The sequence below is a fragment of the Sphingomonas sp. SKA58 genome (assembly GCF_000153545.1).
GTDB lineage: Bacteria > Pseudomonadota > Alphaproteobacteria > Sphingomonadales > Sphingomonadaceae > Sphingobium > Sphingobium soli.
The window spans coordinates 553804-580431 of the sequence record NZ_CH959306.1 but is presented as its reverse complement, the minus strand read 5'-3'; the positions used below and the strand labels follow the sequence as shown (position 1 = coordinate 580431).

The 26628-nt window shown below is 65.0% G+C and carries 30 protein-coding genes and 1 other RNA gene; 14 read left to right on the top strand and 17 right to left on the bottom strand.

The window, feature by feature from the left end:
* Positions 1 to 7 precede the first annotated feature (7 nt).
* From SKA58_RS03290 to SKA58_RS03260, 7 genes are all read left to right on the top strand, one after another.
* The gene (locus SKA58_RS03290; protein ID WP_009820925.1) at positions 8 to 631 is read left to right on the top strand and encodes an energy transducer TonB; all 624 of its coding nucleotides are present in this window, start codon (positions 8 to 10) and stop codon (positions 629 to 631) included.
* Positions 632 to 674: 43 nt separating this feature from the next.
* Positions 675 to 1475 (top strand): diaminopimelate epimerase, encoded by an 801-nt coding sequence (gene dapF, locus SKA58_RS03285; protein WP_009820924.1) that lies wholly within the window; start codon positions 675 to 677, stop codon positions 1473 to 1475.
* Between the two features lies 1 nt (position 1476).
* Complete coding sequence (gene mtaB / locus SKA58_RS03280) at positions 1477 to 2802, top strand: tRNA (N(6)-L-threonylcarbamoyladenosine(37)-C(2))-methylthiotransferase MtaB (protein ID WP_009820923.1); 1326 nt, start codon at positions 1477 to 1479, stop codon at positions 2800 to 2802.
* Positions 2803 to 2814: 12 nt separating this feature from the next.
* Positions 2815 to 3747, top strand: a complete 933-nt coding sequence (ftsY, locus tag SKA58_RS03275) for a signal recognition particle-docking protein FtsY (protein WP_009820922.1) — start codon at positions 2815 to 2817, stop codon at positions 3745 to 3747.
* 97 nt (positions 3748 to 3844) lie between these two features.
* The gene (gene ispZ, locus SKA58_RS03270; RefSeq protein WP_009820921.1) at positions 3845 to 4492 is read left to right on the top strand and encodes a septation protein IspZ; all 648 of its coding nucleotides are present in this window, start codon (positions 3845 to 3847) and stop codon (positions 4490 to 4492) included.
* A 161-nt stretch (positions 4493 to 4653) separates the two neighbouring features.
* Positions 4654 to 5268 (top strand): superoxide dismutase, encoded by a 615-nt coding sequence (locus SKA58_RS03265; protein WP_009820920.1) that lies wholly within the window; start codon positions 4654 to 4656, stop codon positions 5266 to 5268.
* 126 nt (positions 5269 to 5394) lie between these two features.
* Positions 5395 to 5829: a hemerythrin domain-containing protein gene (locus tag SKA58_RS03260; RefSeq protein ID WP_009820919.1), complete on the top strand. Its 435-nt coding sequence runs from the start codon at positions 5395 to 5397 to the stop codon at positions 5827 to 5829.
* A 6-nt stretch (positions 5830 to 5835) separates the two neighbouring features.
* On the opposite strand, the gene SKA58_RS03255 is transcribed toward SKA58_RS03260, so the two are convergent.
* From SKA58_RS03255 to mscL, 14 genes are all read right to left on the bottom strand, one after another.
* The gene (locus tag SKA58_RS03255) at positions 5836 to 7368 is read right to left on the bottom strand and encodes a methyl-accepting chemotaxis protein (protein WP_009820918.1); all 1533 of its coding nucleotides are present in this window, start codon (positions 7366 to 7368) and stop codon (positions 5836 to 5838) included.
* The gene (locus SKA58_RS03250) at positions 7368 to 7604 is read right to left on the bottom strand and encodes a hypothetical protein (RefSeq protein WP_009820917.1); all 237 of its coding nucleotides are present in this window, start codon (positions 7602 to 7604) and stop codon (positions 7368 to 7370) included. Before SKA58_RS03250 ends, SKA58_RS03255 begins: the two co-directional genes overlap by 1 nt.
* Positions 7605 to 7710: 106 nt before the next feature.
* Positions 7711 to 8064, bottom strand: coding sequence for a hypothetical protein (locus SKA58_RS03245; RefSeq protein ID WP_037542069.1), 354 nt, complete (start codon positions 8062 to 8064; stop codon positions 7711 to 7713).
* A complete protein-coding gene (locus tag SKA58_RS03240) occupies positions 8037 to 8585 on the bottom strand; it encodes a J domain-containing protein (protein ID WP_009820915.1) in 549 nt (182 codons plus the stop codon). Before SKA58_RS03240 ends, SKA58_RS03245 begins: the two co-directional genes overlap by 28 nt.
* A 48-nt stretch (positions 8586 to 8633) precedes the next feature.
* Positions 8634 to 10553: a hypothetical protein gene (locus SKA58_RS03235; RefSeq protein ID WP_009820914.1), complete on the bottom strand. Its 1920-nt coding sequence runs from the start codon at positions 10551 to 10553 to the stop codon at positions 8634 to 8636.
* 53 nt (positions 10554 to 10606) lie between these two features.
* Positions 10607 to 10995: RNase P RNA component class A (gene rnpB, locus SKA58_RS19145), an RNA gene on the bottom strand.
* Positions 10996 to 11036: 41 nt separating this feature from the next.
* Positions 11037 to 11735: an N-acetylmuramoyl-L-alanine amidase gene (locus tag SKA58_RS03230; protein ID WP_009820913.1), complete on the bottom strand. Its 699-nt coding sequence runs from the start codon at positions 11733 to 11735 to the stop codon at positions 11037 to 11039.
* A gap of 130 nt (positions 11736 to 11865) precedes the next feature.
* Positions 11866 to 12738, bottom strand: a complete 873-nt coding sequence (locus tag SKA58_RS03225) for a CheR family methyltransferase (protein ID WP_009820912.1) — start codon at positions 12736 to 12738, stop codon at positions 11866 to 11868.
* Positions 12738 to 13823: a chemotaxis protein CheB gene (locus SKA58_RS03220; protein ID WP_009820911.1), complete on the bottom strand. Its 1086-nt coding sequence runs from the start codon at positions 13821 to 13823 to the stop codon at positions 12738 to 12740. Before SKA58_RS03220 ends, SKA58_RS03225 begins: the two co-directional genes overlap by 1 nt.
* Positions 13824 to 13892: 69 nt before the next feature.
* Positions 13893 to 14258 carry a response regulator gene (locus tag SKA58_RS03215; RefSeq protein WP_009820910.1) on the bottom strand — a complete coding sequence of 122 codons (366 nt, stop codon included), beginning with the start codon at positions 14256 to 14258 and terminating at the stop codon, positions 13893 to 13895.
* A gap of 99 nt (positions 14259 to 14357) precedes the next feature.
* Complete coding sequence (locus tag SKA58_RS03210) at positions 14358 to 14795, bottom strand: chemotaxis protein CheW (RefSeq protein ID WP_009820909.1); 438 nt, start codon at positions 14793 to 14795, stop codon at positions 14358 to 14360.
* A gap of 5 nt (positions 14796 to 14800) precedes the next feature.
* The gene (locus SKA58_RS03205) at positions 14801 to 17185 is read right to left on the bottom strand and encodes a chemotaxis protein CheA (protein ID WP_037542068.1); all 2385 of its coding nucleotides are present in this window, start codon (positions 17183 to 17185) and stop codon (positions 14801 to 14803) included.
* Between the two features lie 133 nt (positions 17186 to 17318).
* Positions 17319 to 17588 (bottom strand): hypothetical protein, encoded by a 270-nt coding sequence (locus SKA58_RS03200; RefSeq protein WP_009820907.1) that lies wholly within the window; start codon positions 17586 to 17588, stop codon positions 17319 to 17321.
* A 144-nt stretch (positions 17589 to 17732) separates the two neighbouring features.
* Positions 17733 to 18176 (bottom strand): large conductance mechanosensitive channel protein MscL, encoded by a 444-nt coding sequence (mscL, locus tag SKA58_RS03195; protein WP_009820906.1) that lies wholly within the window; start codon positions 18174 to 18176, stop codon positions 17733 to 17735.
* Between the two features lie 103 nt (positions 18177 to 18279).
* Here mscL and SKA58_RS03190 point away from each other — a divergent pair, with 103 nt between their 5' ends.
* From SKA58_RS03190 to SKA58_RS03175, 4 genes are all read left to right on the top strand, one after another.
* The gene (locus tag SKA58_RS03190) at positions 18280 to 18882 is read left to right on the top strand and encodes a LemA family protein (protein WP_009820905.1); all 603 of its coding nucleotides are present in this window, start codon (positions 18280 to 18282) and stop codon (positions 18880 to 18882) included.
* Positions 18883 to 18982: 100 nt separating this feature from the next.
* Positions 18983 to 19786 (top strand): TPM domain-containing protein, encoded by an 804-nt coding sequence (locus tag SKA58_RS03185; protein ID WP_037542507.1) that lies wholly within the window; start codon positions 18983 to 18985, stop codon positions 19784 to 19786.
* Positions 19786 to 20463 carry a TPM domain-containing protein gene (locus SKA58_RS03180; RefSeq protein WP_009820903.1) on the top strand — a complete coding sequence of 226 codons (678 nt, stop codon included), beginning with the start codon at positions 19786 to 19788 and terminating at the stop codon, positions 20461 to 20463. The genes SKA58_RS03185 and SKA58_RS03180 overlap by 1 nt, the downstream gene beginning before the upstream one ends.
* Positions 20460 to 21002 carry an NUDIX hydrolase gene (locus SKA58_RS03175; protein WP_009820902.1) on the top strand — a complete coding sequence of 181 codons (543 nt, stop codon included), beginning with the start codon at positions 20460 to 20462 and terminating at the stop codon, positions 21000 to 21002. Before SKA58_RS03180 ends, SKA58_RS03175 begins: the two co-directional genes overlap by 4 nt.
* A gap of 10 nt (positions 21003 to 21012) precedes the next feature.
* Here the strand turns inward: SKA58_RS03175 and SKA58_RS03170 are convergent, their stop codons facing one another.
* On the bottom strand, positions 21013 to 21468 hold the full coding sequence (locus SKA58_RS03170) for a DUF6456 domain-containing protein (RefSeq protein ID WP_037542505.1): 456 nt from the start codon (positions 21466 to 21468) through the stop codon (positions 21013 to 21015).
* A gap of 98 nt (positions 21469 to 21566) precedes the next feature.
* On the opposite strand from SKA58_RS03170, the gene SKA58_RS03165 reads away from it, so the two are divergent.
* Positions 21567 to 22130: a helix-turn-helix domain-containing protein gene (locus SKA58_RS03165; protein WP_009820900.1), complete on the top strand. Its 564-nt coding sequence runs from the start codon at positions 21567 to 21569 to the stop codon at positions 22128 to 22130.
* 57 nt (positions 22131 to 22187) lie between these two features.
* Positions 22188 to 23366, top strand: a complete 1179-nt coding sequence (locus tag SKA58_RS03160; protein ID WP_037542066.1) for a glycosyltransferase — start codon at positions 22188 to 22190, stop codon at positions 23364 to 23366.
* Here the strand turns inward: SKA58_RS03160 and SKA58_RS03155 are convergent.
* Positions 23336 to 24988: a molybdopterin-dependent oxidoreductase gene (locus SKA58_RS03155; RefSeq protein WP_037542064.1), complete on the bottom strand. Its 1653-nt coding sequence runs from the start codon at positions 24986 to 24988 to the stop codon at positions 23336 to 23338. The genes SKA58_RS03160 and SKA58_RS03155 overlap by 31 nt on opposite strands.
* 117 nt (positions 24989 to 25105) lie before the next feature.
* Here SKA58_RS03155 and modA point away from each other — a divergent pair, with 117 nt between their 5' ends.
* Positions 25106 to 25876, top strand: coding sequence for a molybdate ABC transporter substrate-binding protein (gene modA / locus SKA58_RS03150; RefSeq protein ID WP_009820897.1), 771 nt, complete (start codon positions 25106 to 25108; stop codon positions 25874 to 25876).
* 3 nt (positions 25877 to 25879) lie between these two features.
* On the opposite strand, the gene SKA58_RS03145 is transcribed toward modA, so the two are convergent.
* A complete protein-coding gene (locus tag SKA58_RS03145; protein WP_009820896.1) occupies positions 25880 to 26626 on the bottom strand; it encodes an HAD-IIB family hydrolase in 747 nt (248 codons plus the stop codon).
* Between the last annotated feature and the right edge of the window lie 2 nt (positions 26627 to 26628).

Below are 26628 nucleotides of genomic sequence, written 5' to 3'. Positions count from 1 at the left end.
GAATGACATGAGCTTGGTACTGACCTTCATTGCGGCATCAGGACTTGTTCGCGCAATGCCAGCCGGATCGCCCTATTGGATGAGTGACATGGATTATCCCGCTGGCGCTGTTCGTCGGAAGGAGGAAGGCACAGTTGGCTTCTCCATGTTGATCGCGCCTGACGGCAAAGTCGCTCGGTGCTTCATCACAAAGTCCAGCAGTTTCCCGGAGTTGGACCAAAAAACCTGTGCGGTCATGCTGGCGCGAATGAAGTTTAAGCCCGCCCGCGATGAAAATGGCGCGCCCGTTTACGATCACTACAAAGCCTTTGTTACGTGGCGCCTGCCAGGCAAATCTGGCGGCGGGCGATCCGTCACACGTCCAATTTTCGCGCCTGACATGGTCTTGGAAGTGCAAAGACTCCCCCAGGGCGAAACGGAAAAAATTGTTTCCATCGTCGTCCGCACCGACGACCAAGGACGTGTCGCCTATTGCGAAGCCAGCCAACACGAACCGCCACCACCTCAACTGGCGGCAGTCGCCTGTGCGCAGATGAGGTCCTTCTACATCTCCGATTTGAAGGATGATGCTGGTAAGGCTTTACCAGCGATCGAAAGCATCAAGGTCGCCTTCCGCGCACCCGCCAAGTAGCGACTCGCCTTTTCCTTCCCCCCCCACTACATGCCCGCCCATCATGGGACGCTTTTCGAAAATGCATGGCCTGGGCAACGACTTCGTGGTCATCGACGCGCGCGCCGCGCCGGTGGCCATGACCGAGGCGCGCGCCCGCGCCATTGCCGACCGTCATGCCGGCATCGGCTGCGACCAGTTGATCGTGATTGGCGATGCGCCCGACGCTGACGTGTCCATGCAAATCTTTAACGCCGACGGCAGCGAGGTGGAGGCGTGCGGCAACGCGACCCGCTGCGTGCCGCTGTTTATCGGCCATGACGTCACCATCCGCACCAGGGCCGGCCTGCTCGACGCCCGGCTGATCGATGGCGGGGCCAGCGTCGACATGGGCGCGCCGCGTTTCGACTGGAACGCGATCCCGCTCGCCTATGCGATGGACACGCTGACGATGCCGGCAAGCTGGGAAGACCTGCCCGCCCCCGCCGCGGTCAATGTCGGCAATCCGCATGTCATCTTCTTCGTCGATGATCTTGACGCGGTCGATACCGCACGGCTTGGCCCCATGATCGAGCAGGACCCGCTCTTCCCGCAGCGGGTGAACGTCAATTTCGCGCAGGTCGTGGGCGAAAACCATATCCGCCTGATCGTCTGGGAAAGGGGCGCGGGCCTCACCCGCGCCTGCGGCACCGGCGCCTGCGCCACCGCCGTCGCCGCGATCCGGCGCAAGCTGGCGCACGGCCCTGTCACCGTGACGCTGCCGGGCGGCGATCTCGTGATCGACTGGCGGCCGGGCGGCACCATCCAGATGACCGGCCCCGCCACCCATGTCTTCGATGGCGAGGCCGACTGGGCGCGCTTCTGATATGAGCGGCCCCGATATCATCACCATGGGTTGCCGCCTCAACATCGCCGAAAGCGAGGCGATCCGGCAGATGGCGGCGGAGCAGGACGACCTGATCGTCGTCAACAGCTGCGCCGTCACCGCCGAAGCGGTGCGCCAGACCCGCCAGGCGATTCGCCGGGCACGACGCGAACGACCCGACGCGCGCATCCTCGTCACCGGCTGCGCCGCGCAGACGGAGCCGCAGACCTTCGCCGCCATGGCGGAGGTGGACGCTGTCATCGGCAATCGGGAGAAGATGGAGGCGGCGACCTACCTCCCTCCGTTCGTTTCGAGCGAGGTCGAGAAGCGGCTAGCGCATCCTGATCGTTTCTCGACTTCGCTCGAAACGAACGGTCCTTTTGAACAGTCTGCAAAGGTTCGCGTCGCCGACATCATGAGCGTGCGTGACACCGCACCGCACATGGCGAGCGCCTTTGCCGACCACGCCCGCGCCTTTCTGGAGGTGCAGAATGGCTGCGACCATCGCTGCACCTTCTGCATCATTCCCTATGGCCGGGGGAACAGCCGCTCCGTCCCGGCGGGCGCGGTCGTGGACAAGGCGCGCGAGTTGGTGGACGCGGGCTATCGCGAAATCGTCCTGACGGGCGTCGATGTCACCAGCTATGGCCCCGACCTGCCCGGCGCGCCGACGCTCGGCCTACTGGTCGAGCGCATATTGAAAGGCGTGCCCGACCTGCCACGCCTGCGCCTCTCCTCGATCGACAGCGTGGAAATGGACGATCGCCTGTTCGACCTCATCGCGCATGAACCGCGCATGATGCCGCATGTCCATCTGTCGCTTCAGGCGGGCGACGACATGATCCTGAAGCGCATGAAGCGCCGCCACAGCCGCGCCGACGCGGTAAGGATCGTCGAGCGCTTGAAGGCCGCACGGCCGGACATCAGCATCGGCGCGGACATCATCGCCGGCTTCCCGACCGAAGACGACGCCATGTTCACGCGCAGCCTGGCCCTGATCGACGATTGCGCCATCGTCCACGGTCATATCTTTCCCTATTCCCCGCGTGAAGGCACCCCCGCCGCGCGGATGCCGCAAGTCGATCGGCCGACGATCAAGGCCCGCGCCGCCCGCCTGCGCGCCGCCTGCGCGAACCGCCGCGACGCTTGGCTGCGCAGCCTGATCGGCACGCAACAGTCCGTACTGGTCGAACGCAGCGGCCTGAGTGGCCATGCGGAAAATTTCGCGCCGGTGCGTTTTACGGCGACGCAGACACCCTCCGCCATCGTGCGCGCGACCATCACGGGACTTGAGAAGGGCGTCCTGATCGCGCAAGAGGCGGCATGACGGATTATCATCATGGCTGACACTAACTGGCGCGATCGACTGTTCGGCGGCCTCAAGCGCACGTCCGACAGGCTCGGCGACAATCTGACCGGCCTTTTCACCAAGGCCGCGCTCGACGACCAAACGCTCGACGAAATCGAGGAGGCACTGATCGTCTCCGACCTTGGCCCGGCCATGGCCGCGCGCGTGCGCGACAGGCTGGCCGAAGGGCGCTTCAACAAGGAACTTACCGAGGAATATCTTCGCGAGATCATCGCCGAAGAGATTGAAAAGACGCTCGCCCCCGTCGCGCGCCCGCTGGAGATTGAGGCGTTTCCCCGCCCGCAGGTGATCCTGGTCATCGGCGTCAATGGATCGGGCAAGACCACCACCATCGCCAAACTGGCGCATAATTTCCTGGAACAGGATTATGGCGTGATGCTGGCCGCCGGCGACACATTCCGCGCCGCCGCGATCGGCCAGCTCAAAGTCTGGGCCGAACGGTTGGGCATCCCCATCATCGCGGGCAAGGAAGGGGGCGATGCCGCCGGCATCGTGTTTGACGCCGTCAAGCAGGCGACCGCCACGGGCATCGACGTGCTGATCGTCGATACCGCCGGGCGGCTTCAGAACAAGACCGAACTGATGGACGAACTGGCCAAGGTGCGCCGGGTGCTGGGCCGTTTGAACCCGGCGGCCCCACACGACGTTGTGCTGGTGCTGGACGCCACGACGGGACAGAATGCGTTGAACCAGATTGAGGTCTTCAAAGAAACCGCGCAGGTGACGGGGCTGGTCATGACCAAGCTGGATGGCACGGCGCGCGGCGGCGTATTGGTCGCGGCGGCGGAGAAGTTCCGCCTGCCCATCCACGCCATTGGCGTAGGCGAAAAGATCGAAGATCTACGCCCCTTCGATCCCGGCGACATGGCAAAGGCGATCGCGGGCACCGCTTATGCGCGGTAAGCGATAAGAAACCGTTCGGGTTGAGCCTGTCGAAGCCCAGCCCTCCTCTTGAAAAAAGCGAGGCCCTTCGACAGGCTCAGGGCGAACGGATGATGCAATGACCGCGACAAAATCTCCCCATAACGGCACCCTGTCCCTTGCGCTCGACTTCGGGCCGCTCCTTGTGTTCTTCCTGACCTACAAGGGCGCAGGCTGGATATGGGGTGCGGGCAATCCGATCACGGCGATGATTTTTGGCACCGGCGCCTTCATGGCCGCGATCGTCATTGCCGTCATCATCTCGAAGGTAAAGCTGGGCCGCGTATCGCCGATGCTCTGGCTCTCGGCGCTGCTGATCCTCTTTTTCGGCGGCCTCACCATTTATTTCCGCGACCAGAGCTTCATCCAGGTCAAGCCCACCATCATCTATGCCTTTTTTGCGCTGATGCTGATTGCAGGACTGTTGCGTGGCCAGCCTTTGCTCAAATATCTGCTTCAGGCGGCCTATGACGGACTGACGCATGAAGGCTGGATGAAGCTGTCGCGCAACTGGGCGCTGTTCTTCGTCGCCATGGCGATCGCCAATGAAGCCATGCGCCGGTCGATGAGCTTCGACACCTGGCTCGCGGTCAAGGTCTGGGGCGTGACGATCGTCTCGGTGGTTTTCGCCGGCGCCAACATCCCGATGCTGATGCGCCATGGCCTGACGCTGGGCGAGGAAAAGCCGAGCGACGAAATCGGCGAAACCACCCCGCCGCAGGGCTGATTTCTGCGATCGTTTCGCAATAGGCACAAGCCTCTTTTAATCCGCGCCGGCGAACGCATATGGGAAGCGCGGCGGGCTTGCAGCCTTGCTGCACCGATGAACCTTTCGGCCGCTCCGTCCGTTGAGCGGCCGTCCCCATAACGAACCCGAGGAGTTCCGCCATGGCCTTTGTTCTGCCCGACCTTCCCTATGCCAAGGACGCCTTCGGCGACATCCTGTCGGCCGAAACCTTCGACTATCACCATGGCAAGCATCATAATGCCTATGTGACCAAGGCCAATGAACTGGTCGCCGCCGATGCGTCGCTCCAGGGCAAGTCACTGGTCGAGCTGATCAAGTCGTCCAAGGGCGGCCTGTTCAACCAGGTGGGCCAGATCTGGAACCACACTTTCTACTGGCATTCGCTCAGCCCCGAAAAGAAACAGCCGTCGGGCGAGCTGCTGGAAAAGATCAACGACGCCTTTGGTTCGGTCGATGCGCTGATCGACAAGATGAAGGCGGAGGCCGTGGGCCATTTCGCCAGCGGCTGGGCCGCGCTGATCCTGAAGGACGGCAAGCTGGAGGTGACCAGCTATCACGACGCCGACACGCCGGTCGCGCATGAAGGCCACACGCCGTTGCTGATCCTCGATGTATGGGAACATGCCTATTATATCGACTATCGCAACGCGCGCCCCAACTATGCCGAGCGCGTGCTCAAGGAAGCGATCAACTGGGATTTCGCAGCCCAGAATCTGGATGGCCAGGGCGTCAGCCGCGCTGACCAGCCGGCCTGATGTTCAAACGCCGCCCTGCCGCTACGGCAGGGCGGTGCTTTCCCTGCCATTATGCGCAGGATGCCAAGATATTCTTAAATATCTGCGGCGATGATCTACCCTCCAGCGCGACGCTAGGAGGGACGGATGGACCTGGACGAGTTACGCCGCCAGCATGCAGCGATCGGCCTCACGGCGCGCGCGCTCGAACAAGCGGTTTCAGAAACATATCAGCCCGACGGCGTGGCGAGACTGCGCTGGCAACTGGCGCGGCAGCTTATGACGCATGTCGCGTTCGAAGACCGCATCTTTTATCCTACGCTTAAAAGATCAGCCGAAGCGCGAACGCGGGACCGGGCCACCATGCTTGAAAGGGAACTTGGCGCACTGGGCGATCGCTTCAAAGCCTACATGACCGACTGGAGCGATGCGCGCATCCGCCGCGAATGGCCGGCGTTTTGCGCGGAGACGCGGCCGATCCTCAACATGCTCATGGACCGTATCGGTCAGGAAGACCGCCTGTTTGACACATTGGCGCACGATCGCACGATTCGTCACGGTACCACCGCCCGGTCCGCCTGACCGGGATCAGGCCGCTTCCAGCTGCGCCACGAATTGGTCGGCCGCGCGCTGCAAGGCTTGTGCTGTGCGGGACAATCCCGAAGCGGCGCTCGACACGCGATCGGAAAGGCTTTCGGTGCTGCGCGCCATATCGGCCGCTTGCTCCACCTGCTGCGCCATGCGCGTGACGCCTTCGGCCGTATCGCGGGCCGACTCGCCGATGGCGCTGGTCGCATTACGCTGGCTATCGACGGCCTGCTGGATCTCCCCGGCTGCCGCCGCCAGCTGCTCGACCACGCGCGCAACGTCGGACAAGGCGCCTTGGGCCACGCCCGCACCCTGATGCGCAGATGTCGCTAGCGATTGAATCTCGCCGGTCGCGCTTGCCGCCTGCCCGGCCAGTTGCTTCACTTCCTGCGCCACGACCGCGAACCCGCGCCCGACCTCTCCTGCGCGGGCGGCCTCGATCGTCGCGTTGAGCGCCAGCAAGTTGGTTCGTGCCGCGATTTGTGTGATCGAATCGGCAAAGCTGGTGATGGACGCGGTGCGGCTTTCCATGTCCCGGACAGCATCGTGCCCGGCGCCTGACACGCGCTTTGCGTCGCTGCCAAGGGTCGCCTGCTGTGCCGCTGCCGTGGCGATGGCGGTGATGGACTGGGACAATTGCTCGATACGGCCGGCCAGTTCCGCCGCGCGATCCGACGACCGCTCGGCCGCCGCCACGGTTTCGTCCGTCCCCGCGCTCGCGCGCCGCGCCAGTTCGTTAAGCGCTCGCGCCGACTCGTCCAGTTCGCGGGTCGCACCACTGACGGCGCCCACGACATCCGCAATCGACTGGCGAAAGGCCTTAACCAGCGCCAGCGTTTCCGCGCGCCTTTCCGTGGTGAGCCGCGCGCGCTCCTGCTCGCGTTCGGCGCGCATGGCGTCCTCGCGCAGAGCCGCCTCATGGCTCGCCGCCATGGCGCGTTCAGCGGCGGTTCGCCCCGCCTCCGCGGCATCGGCCAGCTGCGCCGCCGCGTTCGCGTGGCTATCAAGCGCGAGCAACTGGGACCGCAGACGCACCGCCAGATAGCACAGTACCGCAGCCTGCAAACTGACCGCCAGGCCGTGAACCGCAACACGCTGCACATCGCCGCGCCCCAGAAACACCCACTCGGGCGCGATGAAGTTGAGCGCAAGATGGTGCAACGCCGTCAGCCCCGCCGACAGCAGGATCGGCCGCCAATCATAGAGCAGCGCCAATCCCGCCAGCGCCACGAAGAAGAACATATGCGCGTCCATCTGCCACCGGTGCCCGGACAGCAGGAAGACGCCAAGCGCCGGCTGAACCGTCGCCAGAGTGCTCATCATCAGGCGAACGACCGCATCCTGACGATGGCGCAGGACCATGATGGTGGGCATGACATTCACCAATGGCGATACCAGCAGCACCTGCGCTCCATCGCCTAGGCCAAGCCCGAGCGAAAGCAGCCCCAAGGCGCCGCTCCAGATCCAGCTGCCCAGCAACAGGATCTGCAATCCCTGAAGCCGCAGGCGGCTCAGACTATCGATCGCCCGCATCAGCCGATCTCTCCGCAACCGCCTGCGCGCGCCGAGAGCACCAGCACGCCGCTGTGCAGCAAGGGCTGTATCAGGCGAGCGCGTTCACCTTCGATAAGAAGACTATGCCCCGGCCCCGCGCCCACCAGCCTAGCCCCATGGGCAATGGCAACCGAAGCGAGCGCGGCGCGACCAGCGGTGGTTACAGGGACCAGCGCCATCCGGCCCGATGGGGGCGGCATGACATACAGAAACATCAGCCCAAGAAGGCCAAGGCCGCATTGCAGGAAAACAGGCGCGCTACGCCCTAATCGAGCAGGAATCGTCATACCGTCGCGATAAGGGCGGATGGTAAGGATGTGATTAACGATTCGCTGCGGCAGACAGCCCCAATTCCCGCGCCAGCATGTCCAAATCAGCCTTTGGGCGCACCAGCAACCAGTCGCGACTGTCGGCGCCATTTACGACGGTAACAGCATTTTTCGGGCATATGCCGAGGCAATTCACCTCGACGATTCCCGCTGCGGCCTTGCGCCCTTTTTTCAACGATAAATGCCGGCGCAATGCCTTGGCCAAATGCTCGTCGCCATCCGGGCCAAACCCACCGTCGACCTTCTTGGAGCATTTGCGGCAGACCAGCGCCGCCTGCTGCCAGTTTGATCGGATATGATCCTTCAATCCGCTGCCTTTCAGTCCGCCGCCGCGCGCGGTTTCCAGGTCCGGCGCTCCTCGGCGGCGCGCAGTACCTCATACGCGGCCTGTATGGCCTGAAACCGCACCGCAGCCTCGGCATCGCCCGGCTTCACATCCGGGTGATTTTCCTTTGCCAGCCGTCGCCAGCTTTTCTTGACCGTCTCGAAGCTCGCATCGTCCTCAAGCTCCAGTGCCTTGAGGGCATGGAGTTCGTCGCGCGACCGGCTGCCATCGCCCGGCCCGCCCCAGCCATGATAGGCGCTGGACTGAAAACCGCTGGCGTCGCGGCGCTCCGCCCGCTCGCGCTGTTCGCGCTCTTCCTGGTCCAGCCCCTGAAAATAATCCCAGTTCCGGTTATATTCCGCGGCGTGATCGAAGCAGAAATACCAGCGTTCCGGGCTGTTGGGGGATTTGGGCGCCGGGCACTCCCCCGGCTTTTCACAACCATGGCGATCGCATAGCCGCACCTGCTGCGCCTCGCGCGCCGCGCCATAGCTGCGCCACCGGGGAAATCCCCAGTCATTGGATCGACCTTGTCTCGCCATCACTGCAAACTAGGGAATATGCGCACTGAATACCAGTGCGGGCCGTCATCACGGGTTAACGAAGTGAATAGTGCCCACGCTGCCGCCACAGCCCATGGCGCCATCGGGGCGATAGGTCTGTTCATACTTCGCTCGCGACATCAGCGCCACGCCATTGGGGCTGAACACGATCGGCGGATAAGCGGCAATCACCCGCGCATTCAGCACTTTGCCGTCGGCCGACACATCATGCTGAACCCGCGTCCAGCCCTCGATGCCCAGACGCACCATGTCGGTGGGATAGTCGTTGCTGGATACATTGACCCCGCGAAGCATGGGCTGCGCATCGACGATAGAACATTGCTGCTCGGTCAGCCCGGTCGCCTGGTAATCCGCCCGCGCCCCGGCAAAATCTTTTGCCGCTGCCCGTACCGAAGCCCGCCGCATCAGCGCCGCAACCCGCAGGGGATCATCCTGCGCCAACCGCGAATCGGCGATGATGCCATCCAGTATCGCCGGGTCCCGTCGCCGGCGCCGCGATTGCGGCCGGTCATAGTTCAGCAATTGGGCGCGCGCAAAGGCGGCGGGATCAGCGGCATAGGCATTGGCGTCCAGTTCGTCAGAGCCGGTCTTGCGCGACAGCCAATCCGCCCACAGCCGGACCGATGCCGGGGCGCTCGCCGCGTCCAGCAGGGATCGCAATTGCGCCTTGTACGCCTCCGCCGTCGCGCCGGTGACCAGCGGATTTTCCAGCAGGTCCGACAGCAGCATGGCCTGCGCAAGCGGATTGGTCGCGCTTGCGCGTCGCCGTTCAAGTTCGGCCACCAGCATCGCGCGCCGCTGCGCTTCCGATCCGGCGTCCGCCAGATAGGGCTGGACGCCCCGGCTCTCGACCCAGTCGCGAAACGCCGCGCGCGCGCCGTCGGCCAGCGAGGGCCCACCTTCGCTGGTCGAACAGCGCAGTTCCATGCGCGTCACCAATCGGAACAGCCAAGGGATTTGCGCGACCTCTTCTGGACGCCAGGTCCAGTTCTGCACCGCGCGCGCAAACGTCAGCGGCATGGCGCCGGGACGCGACCCGTATATCGGCCGGGCGTAGCTGATCGTCCCATCATCGGCGATGCCGAACTCGACCACCGCCATATCGTCGGGCTTGATGCCGTCCTCGCCGCAAATGGGCAAAGCCATGTCCGCGCCAAGACCGAAATCCTGTTTTTCCATTCGCCCCGCACCGGTGTAGAGCAGATATTGCTGCGCCTTGTCCCGGTGCCCGGCCAGCAGCGCGGCGATGGAGGCGTTGGATCGCGCGACCAGATCGTCATAATTGACCTTGCGCGACAAGCCACCTTCGGCCGCGACCGTCCTGGCGAACGCCTGCTCCGCCTCGGCAAAACGCCCCAGATTAAGGAGCGGCTGCCCGCGCATCGACGCGGCATAGCCGGCGACCGATTTGTCGCCCTTGGCGCTCTGCTCGATCAGCGCCGCTGCGGCATCGGCATCGGCCAGCGCGCGGTTCGCATCGATGAACGTGCCGGCCTGCGCCTTGCCCAGCAAGCTGGCGATGCGTTCGGACGGGTCGATCGCGACCGCCAGCGAGCGATCATAATAATCGAATGCCGCTTCGTAGTCGAGGTCGTGCAATTCCAGCCGCCCAAGCGTGCGCAGGGCCTGTCCACGATCGATATCCAGGCTGCGGTCATCCATCGGCAGGGCTGCCAGCGCCTGTTCCAGCAGCGGTCGCGCTTCCTTCCAGCGGCGCATTTCCCCCAGCGCCATGCCCCGGCGCAGTCGCACGATGGCCAGGCTGCGCGGATTCTTGACCCGCTGCTCCAGGGTCGCCAGCATCGCGGCGGCGGCGGCATGATCGCCCTTGCCCGTGGCAGCGGCGGCGGCATCGAAAATTTGCTGCACGCTTTGCGTCGGCTGCTCCTGCGCCTGCGCCGTCCCAGCCGCCAGCACGCACGCCAGCGCCCAACCCCCTATCTTCATCGCCACCCCCGTTTGGTCCGTGGCCCATGCAGCATGAAAAGACAGGAAAATCAAATGCCAGAGGGCCTGTAAGCCGGGTTCTGTCCACCTTCTTGCGAAGGATGGGCGACCATTCCTCTAGGGAACGGATTGCTCCGTTCCTCCAGCAACCAACCCGGGCGGTCTCGGCCGAAATCTGCCTAGCAGCATGACGCTGCGCGCCGCCCCTATTCGGTCTTGCTTCCGGTGGGGTTTACCGTGCCGTCTTGCGTTGCCGCAGACGCGGTGCGCTCTTACCGCACCCTTTCAATTTCGCTGGGCCTAGGCCTTAGCGACCTGCTTTCTGTTGCACTGTCCCTTGGATCGCTCCAGCCGGCCGTTAGCCGGCACCGTCATTTCGTGAAGCCCGGACTTTCCTCGCCGTGGAAGTTACCCGCCACGCCGCGGCCGCCCGGCCCTCTGGCGTCCAGCGCCCTAGCGCGCTTTTCCAACTCCGTCACCTGGCTATTCGTCACCGCGCGGCTTTGGCAGCAACAGCGCCAGCAAAATCGCCCGGCATTCGCCATCGATCACGCCATCAATCAGCTCGGGGCGGAACCGGCGTTGAAAGGCGATGACCGCGGCTTGCGGCTCGGCGATGTCATAGCCGAACCGCTCCAGCGCCAGCAGAAAGGCGCTGTCGGTCCAGAGTGGGTCCATCAAATTGCGGGTCGGACGCGGCAGGGCCAGGCGCAGCCGCGCCAACTGCCCCCAGGGGAAAAGTTCGCCGGGGTCCTGCTTGCGCGCCGGGGCGACATCGCTATGCCCGACGATGTTGCCGCGGGTGATGCCATGGCGCTGAACGATGTCGTGGATCAACGGAATGAGCGCGCCGATCTGCGCCTGCGGAAAGGGCCGGTAGCCCCATTCATGGCCCGGATTGACGATCTCTATGCCGATGCTGGCGGAATTGACGTCGTTGATGCCGCGCCAATGCGACGGGCCCGCATGCCAGGCGCGCTTTGCCTCATCGACCATGCGGATGATCTGCCCGTCTTCGCACACGACATAATGCGCCGATACTTTCGATTCAGGGCTGGCGAGCCAGGCGACCGCGCTCTGCGCGTCCCGCATGCCGGTATAATGCAGCACCAGCATCGACACCGGCGACGTACGCTCGTCGAAATTGGGCGACGGCGTCTCGATCATCGGCACATCGGTCATCGGGAAAGGCCAGTCACGTCCACAATTTGCTCATCGCGCCCTTCCGGCCGGTCGAACGGAAATTCGCCCGCGCCGACCATGACGCAGTCCTGCGATGCAATCAAGTGTGGCCGGCAGTGCGCCCGGGGAATCAGCCCGCGTGCCGCATCCTGGCGACATGCTGCGTGGTAACGGCCGTCTGCCGCGCATAGCCGCCGCGAAAATCGCCATGGGCGATGAAATCGTCCCCCTGCCCGATGACCGTTTCGCCGGCGCCCAGCAGCAGCACGGATCCGGAATGGCTGTGGCGGCCCAGCAGCGTCAGAACCGTCTTGCGCCGTTCAGGCGTGAAATAGAGGAGGACATTGCGGCACAGCAGCAGGTCATATTCCCCGGTCGGTTCGCGCGGGTCGAACAGATTATCCTGACGGAAACTGATCATCCGCCGCAATTCCGGGCTGGCCCGCCAGTCATCGCCATGCGGTTCGAACCATTTGACCAGATCGCCGATCGCCAGCCCGCGCTGCACATCCATCTGCGAATAGATGCCCGACGTGGCCTGCTCGATCGCGCGGCCGGAAATATCGGTCGCCAGTATCTCGATCTGCCATCCATTCCAGCGCGACCAGCCATTGCGCAACTGGATCGCCAGCGAATAGGCTTCCTGACCGGTCGAACAGCCGGCGCTCCAGATCCGCAGCACGCGGTTGGCGCGCGTTTCATGCAGATGCGGCAATATCTGGGTTTGCAGCATATCGAACAGTTGAAGGTCGCGGAAGAAGCTGCTTTCATTATTGAGCAGCGCCTCCACTACGGCCTTTTCCAGCATGACATCGGCCTTGCGCAACAGCCGCGCCGTCAATGCGTCAATATCCGCCAGCCCATGATCACGGAGCACCGGACGCAGTGCCGTTTCCATCCGCCAGGCGCGCCCTTCCGACAGCGTCTGCCCCGTTCGGGACTCCAGCAAGGCGGTCAGGATGCGCGACGCGCCCTGTTGCGTATCGGCCCCACCCATCGTCATCAAGCCACTACCTTTCCGCGACGTGCCACGAACGCCATCATTTCTCCGGGCGCCATCATCGCGCAGGTCAGGCCTTCGCCAGCGACGGATCCCGGCATGCCCCACACGACGCTGCTCGCCTCATCCTGCGCCACGACCCATCCACCGGCGGCAACGATATCGCGCGCGCCCACCGTTCCGTCGCGCCCCATGCCGGTAAGCACTATCCCCGCCGCGCCCGCGCCAAAGGCCTGAGCCATGCTGGCGAACATCGGATCGACGCCCGGCAGATTGCCCGCAGGCGTGCGTTCCGGGTTCAACTGTATGGTGACGCGCCCGTGCAACCCCTTGCGCAATTGCAGATTGGCGTCGCCCGGCGCGACGTAAATAGTGTCCGGCGCGAGTAGATCGCCGGTTTCGGCAACCTTGACGCGCAGGCTGGTCATCCGCGCCAGTTGCTGCGCGAAATAGACAGTGAAGCTCAAGGGCAAATGCTGCGTCAGCAGGATTGGCACGCCCAGCGGTGCGTCCAGCCCGTCCAGCAACTGGCTCAGTGCATGGATGCCGCCAGTCGACGCCCCGATTCCCAGACAGGCGAGTGGCTGGGTCGCATTCTGGCTGGCCGGGTACGCAGGGGGCTTTGATGCAGGCGGCGGCATATCCTGCGCGTCATCATCGAAAAGGCGTTTCAGCCGTTCGACCAGCGCATGGGGGAATTGCTCGCCAAAGCTCCCGCTTCCGGGCTTCGACAAAATATCGCTCGCGCCCAGCGCCAGCGCCTCAACCGCCGCCGCGCTGCCTTCCTCGCACTTGCCCGACAGGATTGCGACCTTGACGCCAGCGCCTGCCTGCAAAATCGCGGGCAGCGCCGCCAGGCCGCTCTGGCCAGGCAATTCGATGTCCAGCAGGATCAGGTCGACGCTATTTTCCGACAGGAAAGCAAGCGCCTGCTCGGCGCTGCTGCTCTTGTTGACCACGACGAACCGGTCATTGCCGTTCAGGATGCGCTCTATCACCGTGCGCACAACGACCGAATCATCGACGACCAGCGTGCGGATCGGCTTCGACACATGGCTGGGACCGGTCATGATCGGCGCACTGGGCATCGCGAAACTTCCTGAACGAATGACGAAAGTGAAACCGGGCTCCTTCGAAACGGCATCAGGGCCGCGTTGCTAGATGATCCCCACGATCGACAATTTGCTTTCCAGCGTTTCCCGATCGAACGGCTTCATCACATATTCGTCGGCCCCGGCATCCACCGCTGCCTTGATGTGGCTGATGCCGTTTTCCGTGGTGCAAAAAATGATCTTGGGCCGAGCGGTCATCTTGGCGCTGGACAGGGCCTGGAGGAATTCCATACCGCTCATGATCGGCATGTTCCAGTCGAGCAACACGACGTCTGGCGCAGCGGCTTCGCACTGGGTCAGCGCATCCTGGCCGTCCACCGCTTCGCTGACAGACAGATCGAGCGATTCCAATATATGACGGGCCACCTTGCGGATAACCTTCGAATCGTCGACGACGAGGCAGTTTTTCATGGAGCGTCCCTTTGATACGTGCATCCCGTTGACCGGGATTTAGTTAGCAAAAGCGAGTATTTGGTAAATATTCGCAAAAAGCTTGTTGCCTGCGCGACGTCAGGCCGCCTGCGCGGCCGATGCCCCATCGATGAATGCGGGTAATGATACCAGCAACCACGGGTGGCCGTCATGCTCCACGACCGCGCTGGCATAGGGCGACCAGGATGGGTCAAGCTGCCCCCGCAACGGCGCCGCCCCTTCGGGCACGCGGCATATGTCCAATACGCTGTCCAGCATCAGCCCATAGCTGTGGCCGCTGATATCGGCGATGATCGCCAGCCCGCGCCGGTCGGACGGCGTCGGCAGCCCGTGCACGATCGCAGCGACATCGACGATGGTGAGCACCCGGCTGCGCAATGCCGACAAGCCCGCGACATGCGCGCCCATGCCAGGCACCGGGGAAATATCGGTCAATTTCACCACAGCCTCGACTTCGCTGGCTTCCACCGCGACGCGCGTGCCGGCCAGGATCGCGAACAGATAGAGATTGTCCATGCCCCTTACCCCTGCCTTCCGCCGATAGCCGCCATCAGCGCATCCTGGTCGTAGCGATAGATGCTGCCGTCCTGCGGCCCCGCCGCGCGCGGCGAGGCGCGCAGCTGCACGACGCGGCAGCCCAGCATCTCACCGGCCTGCGCCGTATCCGGGCCATTGCACAATATGATGTCGCGCGGGTCGACCGGCGCTTCGGCCGGCAGGCCCAGGGTCACGTCATGGCCGGCCTGCCGCAGCAGGGGCGCCAATATCTCCCGTGTCCACCCGTCCTCGCTTTCCACCAGGATGCAGCGTCCCTGACGCGCCGGATCAGGCCGCTCCTGCGGCAGGGACGCGAACAAGGCAAAGGGGCTCAGCACCTCCAGGTGCTCGCCATCGATGACGGATACGCCGCTCAGCAAGCCGTGCAGGGCAACCATGTCGGGCACCAGTGGCATCTGCACGATGTCCAGCACCGCAGCCACCGGATAGCAGGTTTCCTGCTCGCCATCGCGCAGCCGCAGCGCGCAGACCTTGTCCCCCGCAAAAGTGCTATAGCCATTCACGACCGTGATCAGTCGCCCGTCGAGCTGAACGAAAGCCTGGCCGCCGGATCGTCCGAACAGGCTTGTGTCGATATCCTCGACTCGCTCGATCAGCAACAATTTGAGCAGGCGGCGCTCCCCTGACAATTCCTCGAAGCGCAACGCGGCCACCATCTCGACGCCGGCGGCTTCGCTTTCCTCTTCCTGCCTGCGCGCAGCATCATCCTCGACGACGTCAGGCAGGCGCGCCACGCTGGCCAGGCCGGCCGCATCCAGCAGCAGCATCGGCCGGCCATTGTCCGGCAGGGTCATGCCGGCATAGACGCCGCTCGCCATCACCAGGGGAGACGCGGGGCGAATCACCAGTTCCTCGTGATTGTCCACGGCGGCGACGCCCAGGGCAAACGGCATGCCAGTGCTCGACCGCACCACCATGATCGCCCGCGGCACGCGCTGCGGCTCCTTTTCCATCCCCAACACCGCTTCGAGATCCACCATCGAATGGCGCACCGCGCGGATCGTCGCGATCTTGGCGCCGCCGACTTCGCTGATCTGAAGCATGTCGTTATTGTCATGCAGGATTTCGACCACGGCCGCGCGGGGGATCGCGAAATGCTGGCCCCCTGCGCGCACGATCAGACCTGGAATGATGGTGAGCGTCAGCGGCACGCGCAGCGTGATGCACAACCCCTGACCCGGATGATTCTCCAGCGAAATGAGACCGCCGATCCGTTCGACATTCGCGCGGACGACGTCCATGCCGACGCCCCGCCCGGAAATCGCCGTCACCTGCTGGGCGGTCGACAGCCCGGCCATGAAGATGAGGTCGAGCTTTTCCTGCTCGGTCATCCGCGCGGCGGCATCGGCCGTCAGTCGACCTGCGGCGATGGCCTTATCCACCAGCCTGCCCGTGTCGATCCCCGCGCCATCATCGCTGATCATGATGACGATCTGGTTGCCCGACTGGCGCGCTTCGACGCGCAGACGTCCAGCCTCCGGCTTGCCGGCCGCGCGGCGGCGTTCGGGCGTCTCGATGCCATGGTCGATGCTGTTGCGCACGATATGGGTGAGCGGGTCGACGACCATCTCCACCATCTCGCGATCCATTTCGACATCGCCGCCTTCGAGCGTCAGGTCGATGCGTTTGCCAAGGTCCCGTCCCAGGTCGCGAACCATGCGCGGAATCGCGGCGAACAGACGATCGACGCGTTGCATTCGCGTCTTGGAGATGACGTCGCGCATGTCGGCGACGCAGGTCGACAGGCGTTCAAACACGGTATCCAGCTCGGCGTCGTTGCTCCGCTCCCGCAATTTGCGCGACATTTCGTTGCGCGCCAGCACCATGTCGGACACGCCGTTCATCAGTTGGTCGATCAGGCTCAAGGGCAGGCGGATGGTGCGCGGAGCCGCCTGCGGCGCGTGGGCGCGCGCGACGGAAGCCGGCGCAGCCGCGCCTTGAGCGGCATCGGCGGCGGAGGCTTCGAGAGCGCCGGCATCGGGCCGCGCATGCAGCGCCGCGATCAGATAATCGTCATTTTCATTGGGCAAAGCGGCCCCAATGGCGACCGCCTCTGTCAATTCGCCGATCCGGTCCATCAGGCCAAGGACCGCGCTCACCGTCGCCGGATCGGGCTGCCGTTCGCCCGCGCGGATGTCGGCCAGCACATCTTCGGCCGCGTGGCTCAATCGCTCGAACCTGGGCAGGTTGAGGAAGCCGCAGCTGCCCTTGACCGTATGGAAAAAGCGGAAGATCGCGTCCAGCCGGTCGCGATCCGATGGATCAGCCTCCCAGGCGACGACCTCACCCGCCAGAGCCTCCAGCGTCTCCTGCGTTTCTGAAATGAATTCCTGAAGTAGTTCGTCCATGCCCCTGGCCCTGATGGCTGCGCGCCAGGGCACCATGGCGGGGCGTGGTTAAGGCTGCGTTAAAACCGCGCCGACACGAAAAAGGGCGCCACGGCAAGCCGCGGCGCCCCTTCGAAACTCGATCGGGCAGCGATTACTGCTGCTTTTCCACCGCGTCCTCGGCTTCGTCGCCGGCTTCACGCGTGGCGTCGGCCTTGTTCTCCAGACGATCGGCTGCATTTTCAGCCGCCATTTCAGCGTTGCCCGACAGGTTGTCGGCCATGGCTTCCATATTGTCAGCCTGGTTGTCGAGCGCATCCGCCTGATTTTCGTAAGCATTCTCGACCTGGTTTTCCTTGGCGGAATCGCACGCGGCGAGCGCGACAAGGCTGGCAAGGCCAAGGACAGTGACGAAGGTTTTCACGGCGTTATTCTCCTGTTGTGCCCCCGGGGGCTGACGTCTCTGGGCAAGGCGTCAGGCTGCCATGGCAACCCCTCACCCTGACGGCGATCAACCGGTCGCATGCCGGATGGTTCCCGCCGCCAACTCGTTTCGTCGCATAAACGATTATTTTTTCAAGGAGTCGCGGATCTCGCGCAGCAAAATAATATCTTCGGGCGTGGGCGGCGGCGGCGCGGCTTCCTGCTTTGCCTCTTCCTTGTGCGTCAGGCGATTGACGGCCTTTACCATCAGGAAGATGATGAAGGCCAGGATCAGGAAATTGACCAGCACGGTCAGAAATTCGCCCCAGCCGAACATGGCTATGCCCGCCGCCTTCAGGTCGGCATAGCTGGCAGGATTGCCCTTGAAGCTTTCCGGGATGGGCCCCAATCGCACGAAATAGCGCGAAAAATCCGCTCCGCCAAAGACATAGCCGACGACCGGCATGATCAGGTCGTCGGTCAGCGACTTGGTGATGGTGGCGAACGCGCCGCCGATGATCACGCCGACCGCCAGGTCCATGACGTTGCCGCGATTGATGAAGGTCTTGAATTCGGACATCAGCCCCATGTGCATATCCCTTTGCAGTGACGATGATGAAGTGAGGATGGCCCGTTGCGCCGCGCAGGACAACGTCCTATTTCCACGATCGAAACAAAGCCGAGGATGTTCCATGTCGCTGCTGCGCCGCCTTTCTTCCGTCCTGCTGCCGATTTTCGGTGCGCTGGCCCTTTCCGCCTGCGGCATCAACAGCGTGCCCACAGCGGAGGAGGAAGCGAAAGCGAAATGGGCCGACGTCCAGGCGCAATATCAGCGCCGCGCCAATCTGGTCGGCAATCTCGTCGCTACGGTGAAGGCGGCGGGCAAGCAGGAACAGGATACGCTGGTCCGTGTAACGGAGGCGCGCGCCAAGGCGACGTCGGTGCAGGTCAATGCGGAAGATCTGTCCGATCCCGCCAAGGTCGCCCAGTTCCAGGCCGCGCAGGCGCAACTGAGCCAGGGCCTGGGGCGCCTGCTCGCGAGCGTCGAGGCCTATCCCGATCTCAAGACCAATGAGAATTTCCTGCAATTGCAGTCGCAACTCGAAGGCACCGAAAATCGCATCGCCGTCGCCATCCGCGACTATAATGGCGCGGTTCAGGCCTATAATACGCGCATCCGCACCTTCCCCGACGCGATCGGCGCGAAGCTGATCCACGGCGCCAAGCCCATGACGCCGTTCGAAGCGACCACGCCTGGCGCGGAAGAAGCGCCCAAGGTCGATTTCGGCAACTGACCAGGACGTGCATTTCGCCCCGCCCAGCCCCACGCCCCTGCACCCGTTCGGCCTGAGCCTATCGAAGGTTCGTCCTTTTGCCGCGGATCGGCGGGTCCAGGTGCCTGCGCTGTTCCTGCTCCTCGCTGTCCTTCTGCTCGCCCTGGCATCGGCGGCGCAGGCGCAGACCTTCCCCAAATTCGATGACAAGGGCGTGGTCGACGCCGCCAATATCCTGACGCCGCAGCAGGAACAGGCGCTGAGCCAGAAACTGATCGCGCAGAAACAGGCCAGCGGCCGATCTCTGGTCGTGGCGACCATTCCTGATCTTCAGGGCTATGACATCGCCGACTATGGCTATCGCCTGGGCCGTGCCTGGGGCATTGGCGACAAGGACAGCAATGGCGCACTGCTGATCGTTGCGCCGGCCGAGCGCAAGCTGCGGATCGAGGTCGGCTATGGCCTTGAAGGCATCCTGACCGACGCGCTGTCATCGCAGATCATCCGCACCGTCATCGCCCCGCGTTTCAAGGCCGGCGACATGGCCGGCGGCATCGACGCGGGCGTCGACGCCATAACCACGCTGCTCGCGCTCCCCCCCGATCAGGCGCGGGCGCAGGCGGCCAAGGCGGAAGCAGCCGCGCGCGACGGCAAGGACAGCGGGGGCGGCATCATCGGTTTCTGGATCATCCTGTTCGTCGTCTTCTTCATCCTGCTGCCGATGCTGTCGCGGGCGCGCGGCGGTCGGCGTTATCGACGTGGCGGCAGCGCGCCCGTCGTCATCTGGGGCCCGGGGCTCGGGTCCGGCTGGGGGTCGGGCTCGGGCGGTTCGGGTTGGGGCAGCGGCGGTAGCGGAGGCTGGGGCGGCGGCGGCTTTTCGGGCGGCGGCAGCTTCGGCGGCGGCGGCGCGTCGGGGGACTGGTGATGCAGCTTCATCTGACCCAGGCCGACCATGCGCTCGTGTCCGCCGCCGTGGCGGAGGCGGAGGCCCATACCTCTGGTGAGATCGTCACCATCGTCGCCCGCCGGTCCGACAGCTATCATGACGTGGGTTTGAGCTGGGCGGCGGCGGCGGTGTTCATCGCCCTGGCGCTGATGGCCGCCTTTCCCGCCCAGCTGCGCGCCTTCCTGTCGATGCTGCTGCTCGATTGGGAGCATGAACTGGCGGACTGGAAGCTGCTGACGGGGCTGCTCGGCCTGCTGATCCTTAAGTTCCTTATCGTGCGGTATCTTCTGGCGATCATGCCGCTGCGGATGCTGGTGACGCCCAAAGCGACCAAAGCCCGCCGCGTGCGCCGCCGCGCGATCCTCCTCTTCCGGACCGCCGCCGAAGCGCGCACGCGCGGCCGCACCGGCGTGCTCCTCTATATCAGCCTGGACGAACATCGCGCCGAACTGGTGACCGACCGGGCCATCAACGAAAAAGTGTCGCCCGATGCGTGGGGCGATGCGATGGCGACGCTGGTCGATGCGCTGCGGCAGGATCGTGCCGGCGAAGGGCTGGCCGCGGCCGTGACCCAGGTCGGCGCCGTCCTTGCGCTCCATTTTCCGCGCGCGACCGATGATATCAACGAACTTCCCGACAGGCTGATTGAACTATGACCGACCCGGACCGCGACCTGCCCGAAGAGATCATGTGGGCGGGCCGATTCATCACCGCCAAGACGCGCGGAAAATGGGAATATGTCTCCCGCGCGCGCGGCATCCATGCTGCCGTCATCCTGGCGATCGACGAAGCCCCTGACGGGCGGCACGTCCTGCTGGTCGACCAATATCGCGTGCCGCTAGGCCGCCGCTGCATCGAATTGCCCGCGGGCCTTGTCGGCGATGAACAGTCCGGCGAGGAGGCGAGCCTGGCCGCCGCGCGCGAACTGGAGGAAGAAACCGGCTATCGCCCCGAGCGGCTGGAACGGCTGGGCGACTTCAGCGCCTCGCCGGGCATGGTGTCCGAAGGTTTCACTCTGTTCCGCGCCCATGGCCTGACAAAGACCGGCGCGGGCGGCGGCGTCGCCGAAGAGGACATTCTCGTCCATCGCGTGCCGCTCGACCGCATCGCCGATCATGTCGCCGACTGGCGCGCGCAGGGCTATGCGATGGACGTGAAGCTGCTGCTGCTTCTGGGAGCCGGCATGGTCGCGTGAGGACGCGCCCTCACGGCACCCGATACCAGTCCGCGACCCGGTCCAGCGCCAGCGTCAGCACCAGCTTGCCAGCGCGGCTAGGCCAGCAGAGCGCCTTTTCCGCCGCCGCCAGCCCTTCGCCCGCGCAGGCGACGCGCCAGAGAATGTCAGCCAGTCCCGGCCCCGCCGCCCGGATCGCGCCATCGAACCGTTCGCGCGCTGCCATTTGCGCCAGCGTGGGATCGGCGGGACGGCTTGGCCCTCGCCGCCCGCCATCCCGCGCCGCCGCGTCCCAGCGCATCGTGACCCGCGCACCCAGCCCCGCCCGCTCCCAGTCGTTTCGCAACATATCGCCCGCAACGAAATGGCGATCGCTCAGTCGTCCCCGCGCCCGCAGCCAGGCGAGCGGCGATTCGCCCAAATGCACCAGCACCGATTGGCGAACCCCCTCAGGATCCTCGATCATCTGTTGGACATGGCTGGCCATCGACATCTCCCTCGCTTCGGACTTCAAGGCGATTGGACTTGCCATGGGGGATAATCTGTAGGAAAGGGGAAACCAAATAGGTTATACGGAACAGTGCCATGATCACCCGCATCCGTGAGGTCCGCAAGGCGAAGGGGCTGACGCTCGAACAGGTCGGCGCGCTCTGCGATCCGCCGACCACGGCGCAAACCATCGGGCGGCTGGAAACCGGCACCCGCACGGTTTCGGTCAATTGGCTCAACCGCATCGCCCTGGCGCTGGGCGTCACCAGCGCCGAACTGGTCGCGCTGCCGGGCCATAGCGAAATCGCCGTGGCGGCATTGCTGGGCCCTGACGGCGTGCGCGCGCCGACCCGGCCGCTCGCTTTCCCCCCGCCGATCGCGTCCGATGGCATGGTCGGCGTGCATGTCGGCGCCAGCATCGGCGATTATCGCGCCGGCGACGCGATCTGGTGTCGCCGCATCGCCCCTGCGGACTATGGCGCGGCGCTCAATCGTGACATATTGCTGCCGCGCCCGGCGGGCCGTTTCCTGTTCGGTCGCCTGATCGGGCGCGAAGGCGACCGGTTGCAGCTCCTCCCGCTTGGTTCCGGCACGCGCCAGCTGGTCGTCACCGATCCGCCCTGGGCGGCGGTTGCCGAACAGCTCGTCCGACGTCTCTAGCCAATTGGTCGCTCCGCGCTTAACCATGTATCAAAGCTGTGCATCCAAAGAGGGGTCATGACACTCAACGTCCTTACGCTCTCGACCCTCTTTCCGGACATGAGCCGCCCCAATTTCGGCGTCTTCGTCGAACGCCAGGCGCGCGAGCTGGCCAGCCGCCCGCAAGCGGACGTGACCGTCATCGCGCCGGTGGGCATCCCAATCTGGCCCTTTTCGCTCGCCCCCGGCTATGCCGCATTGCGCGCACTGCCGCGCAAGGAGCGCTGGCGCGAAGTCTCCGTCTATCGCCCGATCTTCCGCACCATCCCGAAAATTGGCGGCCGCACCAATGTCGGCGCGATGACGCGCGCGATCCTGCCGCTGGTGCGCCGCCTGCACGCACAGCGTCCCTTCGACGTCATCGACGCCAGCTTCTTCTTTCCCGACGGCCCGGTCGCCCGTCGCCTGTCGAAGGCATTGGGCATCCCCTATTCGGTCAAGGCGCGCGGCGCGGACATTCATCATTGGGGCACGCAGCCCGCGACGCGCAAGCTGGTGCGCCAGGCGGCTGATGACGCGGCCGGCCTGCTCGCCGTATCTGACGCAATGCGCCGGTCGATGGCGCGCATGGGCATCGATGCCGACAAAATCCGCGTCCATTATACCGGGGTCGATCTCGACACGTTCGAACTCACCGATCGGCAGGCGGCGAAGGCTGCGCTGGATTTCAACGGCCCTGTCGTGCTGAGCGTCGGCGCGCTGATCCCGCGCAAGGGGCAAGACCTGCTGGTGCGCGCATTGCCGCATTTGCCCGACGTGACGCTGCTGCTCGCGGGCCAGGGCCAATATCGCCGCACGCTTGAAACGCTGGCGCAGGAATTGGGTGTCGAGCGGCGGATCGGATTTCTGGGTTCAGTCCCCCACCACAAGCTGCCCCGCATTTTCGCGGCGGCGGACGTAATGGCGCTGGTGTCCGAATCAGAAGGCCTGGCCAATGCCTGGGTCGAATCGCTTGCTTGCGGCACGCCCATCGTCATCAGCGATGTGGGCGGCGCGCGCGAATTGCTCGACCGGGCGGAAGCGGGCCGGATCGTGGAGCGTGATCCCGAAGCCATTGCCGCCGCCATCCGCGCGATCCTCGACAATCCACCGGCGCAGGCTGCCGTCCGCGAATCCGCGCTGCGCTTTACCTGGCAGGCCAATGGCGACGCACTTCTCGCGCATCTTCATTCCATCGCCGCGTCCGACGACAGCTGAAGCGGCAATAATCGCGCCCGCCCGTCGGGCGTCGGGAACCGCCCGTCATCGAACGGCACCTCACCCCAGCGCCAGGGCGTGAGTTCGGCATAGGCCGGGTTGGAAATGGGCGCATGCCGCTTGAGGTTCAGCACCCGTTCGCCGGTATTGCCATAAGCGGTCAGCCGCACATGCTCGCGGTAAATATCTGCCGGCCGCTCATAATGAAAGGCGTCGCCCCATCCCATCGCCTGCGCGATCCGGGTCAGCATATACCAGCCGGATCGCACCTCGCCCGGCAGGTCGAACAGGCGGCGCTGCCGGCTCACCAGCCGATCAAGCGCGGTCATCGTCCCGTCCTGCTCTATCCCGACCGGAGCTGGCAGCAGCGCGGTCCACCCGTCCGCCGCCGCGTCCGCGTACGTGCTGGCACGGATCGACAGGGCGACACCCGACCGCGCCTGCGCCAGCCAGTCCATAGCGCCTGCATCGTCGCCAATGCTGATCAGCGCGCGCACAGCCCCGTCGCGGATCGCCTGCAACAGCGCCTCGCCCTCCAGCCCAGGCGCCTGCGCCATGGTGCGCGCGCCCCAGAAACGTTGCGCATCGACAATGCTGTCGGGCGTAAAATCCCGATGCGCCGCCAAAGTGTCGGCCAGGCACCCAACCTCGCGCGCGCCCATCCCATTCGCCGCCCGCCCCAGCGCGAACGGCCCCGCGCCCGGCCGGGCGATCCGCCCTGTCACCAGATGCAGGTTCAGGATCGCAGTGGAGATCGCCGCATCCTCTGCGCTGAACAGCGACAAGGCGCGATCCTGCGATGCCCACAGATCATAGAAATCGCGCACACCTTGCGGCGACAGCCCGCATGTCCGCGCTACCGACCAGATGTCATGGCCCGGGCGCAGCGATTGCCAGAAATCGGGCGGGGCCAGTGCGGGCGGGCGCCCATCCGCCTGACCCATGCCGGCATCATGGACATGCAGCAGCAATCCGCCAAGCAAGGGCGCGATGGCCTTTTGCGCCACGGGCAAGTGCAGATCCACGTCCAGCCCGTCCCCGGCCCCGGCCGGCGCGACGAGCACGAGGCGCACGCCGCTTTCCGCTCGCATGGCCTGCACCCGGTCGAATAGCACGGGATGATCCGTCACCACTGCGTCACCGATCATCAGGATCAGGCCTGCGCTGCCGATATCCTCAAAACTCGCCGGCATGACGTCCTCGCCAAAGGCCGCGCGGTGCAACCGATCGATCGCGCCGCGCCAGGGCGCATGGATATGCGCGGACCCGAAAAAGCCCTTCATCAGCTTGTTGGCGACATAATAATCCTCGGTCGGCATCCCGCCACCGACATGCAGCGCCACGCTGCCCGGACCATGGCGCGACAACACCGCCGCCAGCCGCCGCGCCAGCAGCGCGATCGTCCGCTCCCAGCCCTGCCTGCGTCCCTCTACCAGCGGATAGAGCAATCGCCCGTCGAGCGCGCAGCCATCGCGCAGCCGTTTCGCCTTCGCGCACAGCAATCCGCCATTGGCCGGATGCGCCGAATCACCCTCCAGGTGCAGGCTGCGTTCCTCGCCGGTCACGGCGCGAATTCCGCAGCCTACGGCACATTCCCCACACAGGCTTCGCACAATGGCCATGGTCAGGCGATATCGCTGCGGCGAACGGTCATGGCCCGGGTCCTAGCCGATGCCGCGCCCGGACAAAAGTGGAGGCGCCTGCCTTGCTTTCAGGCCCGGCATGGACACAGTGCGCGCATGTCGAATCCCTTGCTCCGTATCCTCGCGCTTCTCGCGCTGCTGCTCGCCCCCCTGTCGCCCGCCGCCGCGCAGGAGCGCGGGCCGTTGCTGCTCGCCGCCGCGAGCATGCAGGAGGCGATGACCGCTGCGGCTGATGCCTGGGCCGCACGCGGCCATCCGCGCCCCGTCCTCTCCTTTGCAGGGTCCTCCGCGCTCGCGCGACAGATTCGCGCCGGAGCCCCCGCCGACCTGTTCCTGTCCGCCGACGAAGACTGGATGGACGATGTGGAAAAGGCCGGCTTCGTGAAGCGCGGCACGCGCGCGGACCTTGCCGGCAACCGGCTGGTCCTCGTCCGCCCGGCCGGCAGGCGCGTGTCGCTGCGTATCGGCCGCAACATGCCGATCGCGCGTGCACTGGGCAAAGGCCGGCTCGCCATGGCCAACCCCGACAGCGTGCCCGCCGGCAAATATGGTAAGGCGGCACTGACCGCGCTGGGCGTCTGGCCTTCGGTCGCACCCAAGGTCGCACGCGCCGATAATGTACGCGCCGCGCTGGCGCTGGTGGAACGCGGCGCGACGCCGCTCGGCATCGTCTATGCAACCGACGCGCGCGCCAGCAATGGCGTGTCGATCGTCGGCGCCTTCCCCACCGGCAGCCATCCGCCGATCCGCTATCCGCTGGCGCGCCTGGCCGGCAGTCGGCACCGGGATGCGGAGGCTTTCCGCCGCTTCCTCCTGTCCCCGACCGGCCACGCGATCCTCGCGCGCTATGGGTTCAGCGCACCGTAAGCCTTATTTCTGGCAGGCGATGATGGCGGCGATCACCGCCAGCGTTTCCTGCGGGTCGCGCACGCGCACCGTGTCCAGGCCCAGTTGCTTGGCCGGATAGTCATTGCCGCCCGGAAAGATGGCGTCGCCAATGAACATCATCGCGTCCAGCGCGATCCCACTGGCATCGCGCAATTTGCGCAGGCCATAGGCCTTGTCCACGCCCTCGCGCGTGATGTCGATGGACGTCGCGCCGCCCATGTTGATCGACAGGCCGGGGAGGCGCTGACGCAGATCGGCCTGAATGAGCTTGCGCTTGGCGAAATCGGGGTCCCACGATTCCTTGGCGTGGATGGGCGCCTGCTGGCCCAGCGCGGAAAAGGTGATCTGGCTGCCACGGTCCTCGATCCGCTCGCCCCAAATCTGCTCGGGCACGAACCCGGTCGCGGCCAGCGCCGCGTCGAACGCCGCCAATATCTTCGCTTTCTGCGCGGCATCGAACAATTCGGCATAGACGGCCGACCAGCCATCCGCGCCATATGTATACAGCTTGGTCCCCGTCGTCGGCATCAGCCACAGGCGTGACCGGTCCGCGCGCGCCGGCAGGCGGCTCGCCACCTGCTTGTCGAATTGCGGCCAGTCGCCGCCCGAAATGACCGCAACATGCGCGACGGTCAGCAGGTCGGCCAGCGCCTCGGCCATATCCGATTCCAGCGGCTGCTTGCTCAGCGCCAGGGTTCCATCAAGGTCGAAGGCAATCAGAGATTTCATGG

Bases quoted from the DNA above. Each gene is read 5' to 3' on its own strand.
- SKA58_RS03290 (WP_009820925.1), top strand. From the start codon at position 8: ATGAGCTTGGTACTGACCTTCATTGCGGCATCAGGACTTGTTCGCGCA.
- dapF (WP_009820924.1), top strand. From the start codon at position 675: ATGGGACGCTTTTCGAAAATGCATGGCCTGGGCAACGACTTCGTGGTC.
- mtaB (WP_009820923.1), top strand. From the start codon at position 1,477: ATGAGCGGCCCCGATATCATCACCATGGGTTGCCGCCTCAACATCGCC.
- ftsY (WP_009820922.1), top strand. From the start codon at position 2,815: ATGGCTGACACTAACTGGCGCGATCGACTGTTCGGCGGCCTCAAGCGC.
- ispZ (WP_009820921.1), top strand. From the start codon at position 3,845: ATGACCGCGACAAAATCTCCCCATAACGGCACCCTGTCCCTTGCGCTC.
- SKA58_RS03265 (WP_009820920.1), top strand. From the start codon at position 4,654: ATGGCCTTTGTTCTGCCCGACCTTCCCTATGCCAAGGACGCCTTCGGC.
- SKA58_RS03260 (WP_009820919.1), top strand. From the start codon at position 5,395: ATGGACCTGGACGAGTTACGCCGCCAGCATGCAGCGATCGGCCTCACG.
- SKA58_RS03255 (WP_009820918.1), bottom strand. From the start codon at position 7,368: ATGCGGGCGATCGATAGTCTGAGCCGCCTGCGGCTTCAGGGATTGCAG.
- SKA58_RS03250 (WP_009820917.1), bottom strand. From the start codon at position 7,604: ATGTTTCTGTATGTCATGCCGCCCCCATCGGGCCGGATGGCGCTGGTC.
- SKA58_RS03240 (WP_009820915.1), bottom strand. From the start codon at position 8,585: ATGGCGAGACAAGGTCGATCCAATGACTGGGGATTTCCCCGGTGGCGC.
- SKA58_RS03235 (WP_009820914.1), bottom strand. From the start codon at position 10,553: ATGAAGATAGGGGGTTGGGCGCTGGCGTGCGTGCTGGCGGCTGGGACG.
- SKA58_RS03230 (WP_009820913.1), bottom strand. From the start codon at position 11,735: ATGACCGATGTGCCGATGATCGAGACGCCGTCGCCCAATTTCGACGAG.
- SKA58_RS03225 (WP_009820912.1), bottom strand. From the start codon at position 12,738: ATGACGATGGGTGGGGCCGATACGCAACAGGGCGCGTCGCGCATCCTG.
- SKA58_RS03220 (WP_009820911.1), bottom strand. From the start codon at position 13,823: ATGCCCAGTGCGCCGATCATGACCGGTCCCAGCCATGTGTCGAAGCCG.
- SKA58_RS03215 (WP_009820910.1), bottom strand. From the start codon at position 14,258: ATGAAAAACTGCCTCGTCGTCGACGATTCGAAGGTTATCCGCAAGGTG.
- SKA58_RS03210 (WP_009820909.1), bottom strand. From the start codon at position 14,795: ATGGACAATCTCTATCTGTTCGCGATCCTGGCCGGCACGCGCGTCGCG.
- SKA58_RS03205 (WP_037542068.1), bottom strand. From the start codon at position 17,185: ATGGACGAACTACTTCAGGAATTCATTTCAGAAACGCAGGAGACGCTG.
- mscL (WP_009820906.1), bottom strand. From the start codon at position 18,176: ATGGGGCTGATGTCCGAATTCAAGACCTTCATCAATCGCGGCAACGTC.
- SKA58_RS03190 (WP_009820905.1), top strand. From the start codon at position 18,280: ATGTCGCTGCTGCGCCGCCTTTCTTCCGTCCTGCTGCCGATTTTCGGT.
- SKA58_RS03180 (WP_009820903.1), top strand. From the start codon at position 19,786: ATGCAGCTTCATCTGACCCAGGCCGACCATGCGCTCGTGTCCGCCGCC.
- SKA58_RS03175 (WP_009820902.1), top strand. From the start codon at position 20,460: ATGACCGACCCGGACCGCGACCTGCCCGAAGAGATCATGTGGGCGGGC.
- SKA58_RS03170 (WP_037542505.1), bottom strand. From the start codon at position 21,468: ATGGCCAGCCATGTCCAACAGATGATCGAGGATCCTGAGGGGGTTCGC.
- SKA58_RS03165 (WP_009820900.1), top strand. From the start codon at position 21,567: ATGATCACCCGCATCCGTGAGGTCCGCAAGGCGAAGGGGCTGACGCTC.
- SKA58_RS03160 (WP_037542066.1), top strand. From the start codon at position 22,188: ATGACACTCAACGTCCTTACGCTCTCGACCCTCTTTCCGGACATGAGC.
- SKA58_RS03155 (WP_037542064.1), bottom strand. From the start codon at position 24,988: ATGGCCATTGTGCGAAGCCTGTGTGGGGAATGTGCCGTAGGCTGCGGA.
- modA (WP_009820897.1), top strand. From the start codon at position 25,106: ATGTCGAATCCCTTGCTCCGTATCCTCGCGCTTCTCGCGCTGCTGCTC.
- SKA58_RS03145 (WP_009820896.1), bottom strand. From the start codon at position 26,626: ATGAAATCTCTGATTGCCTTCGACCTTGATGGAACCCTGGCGCTGAGC.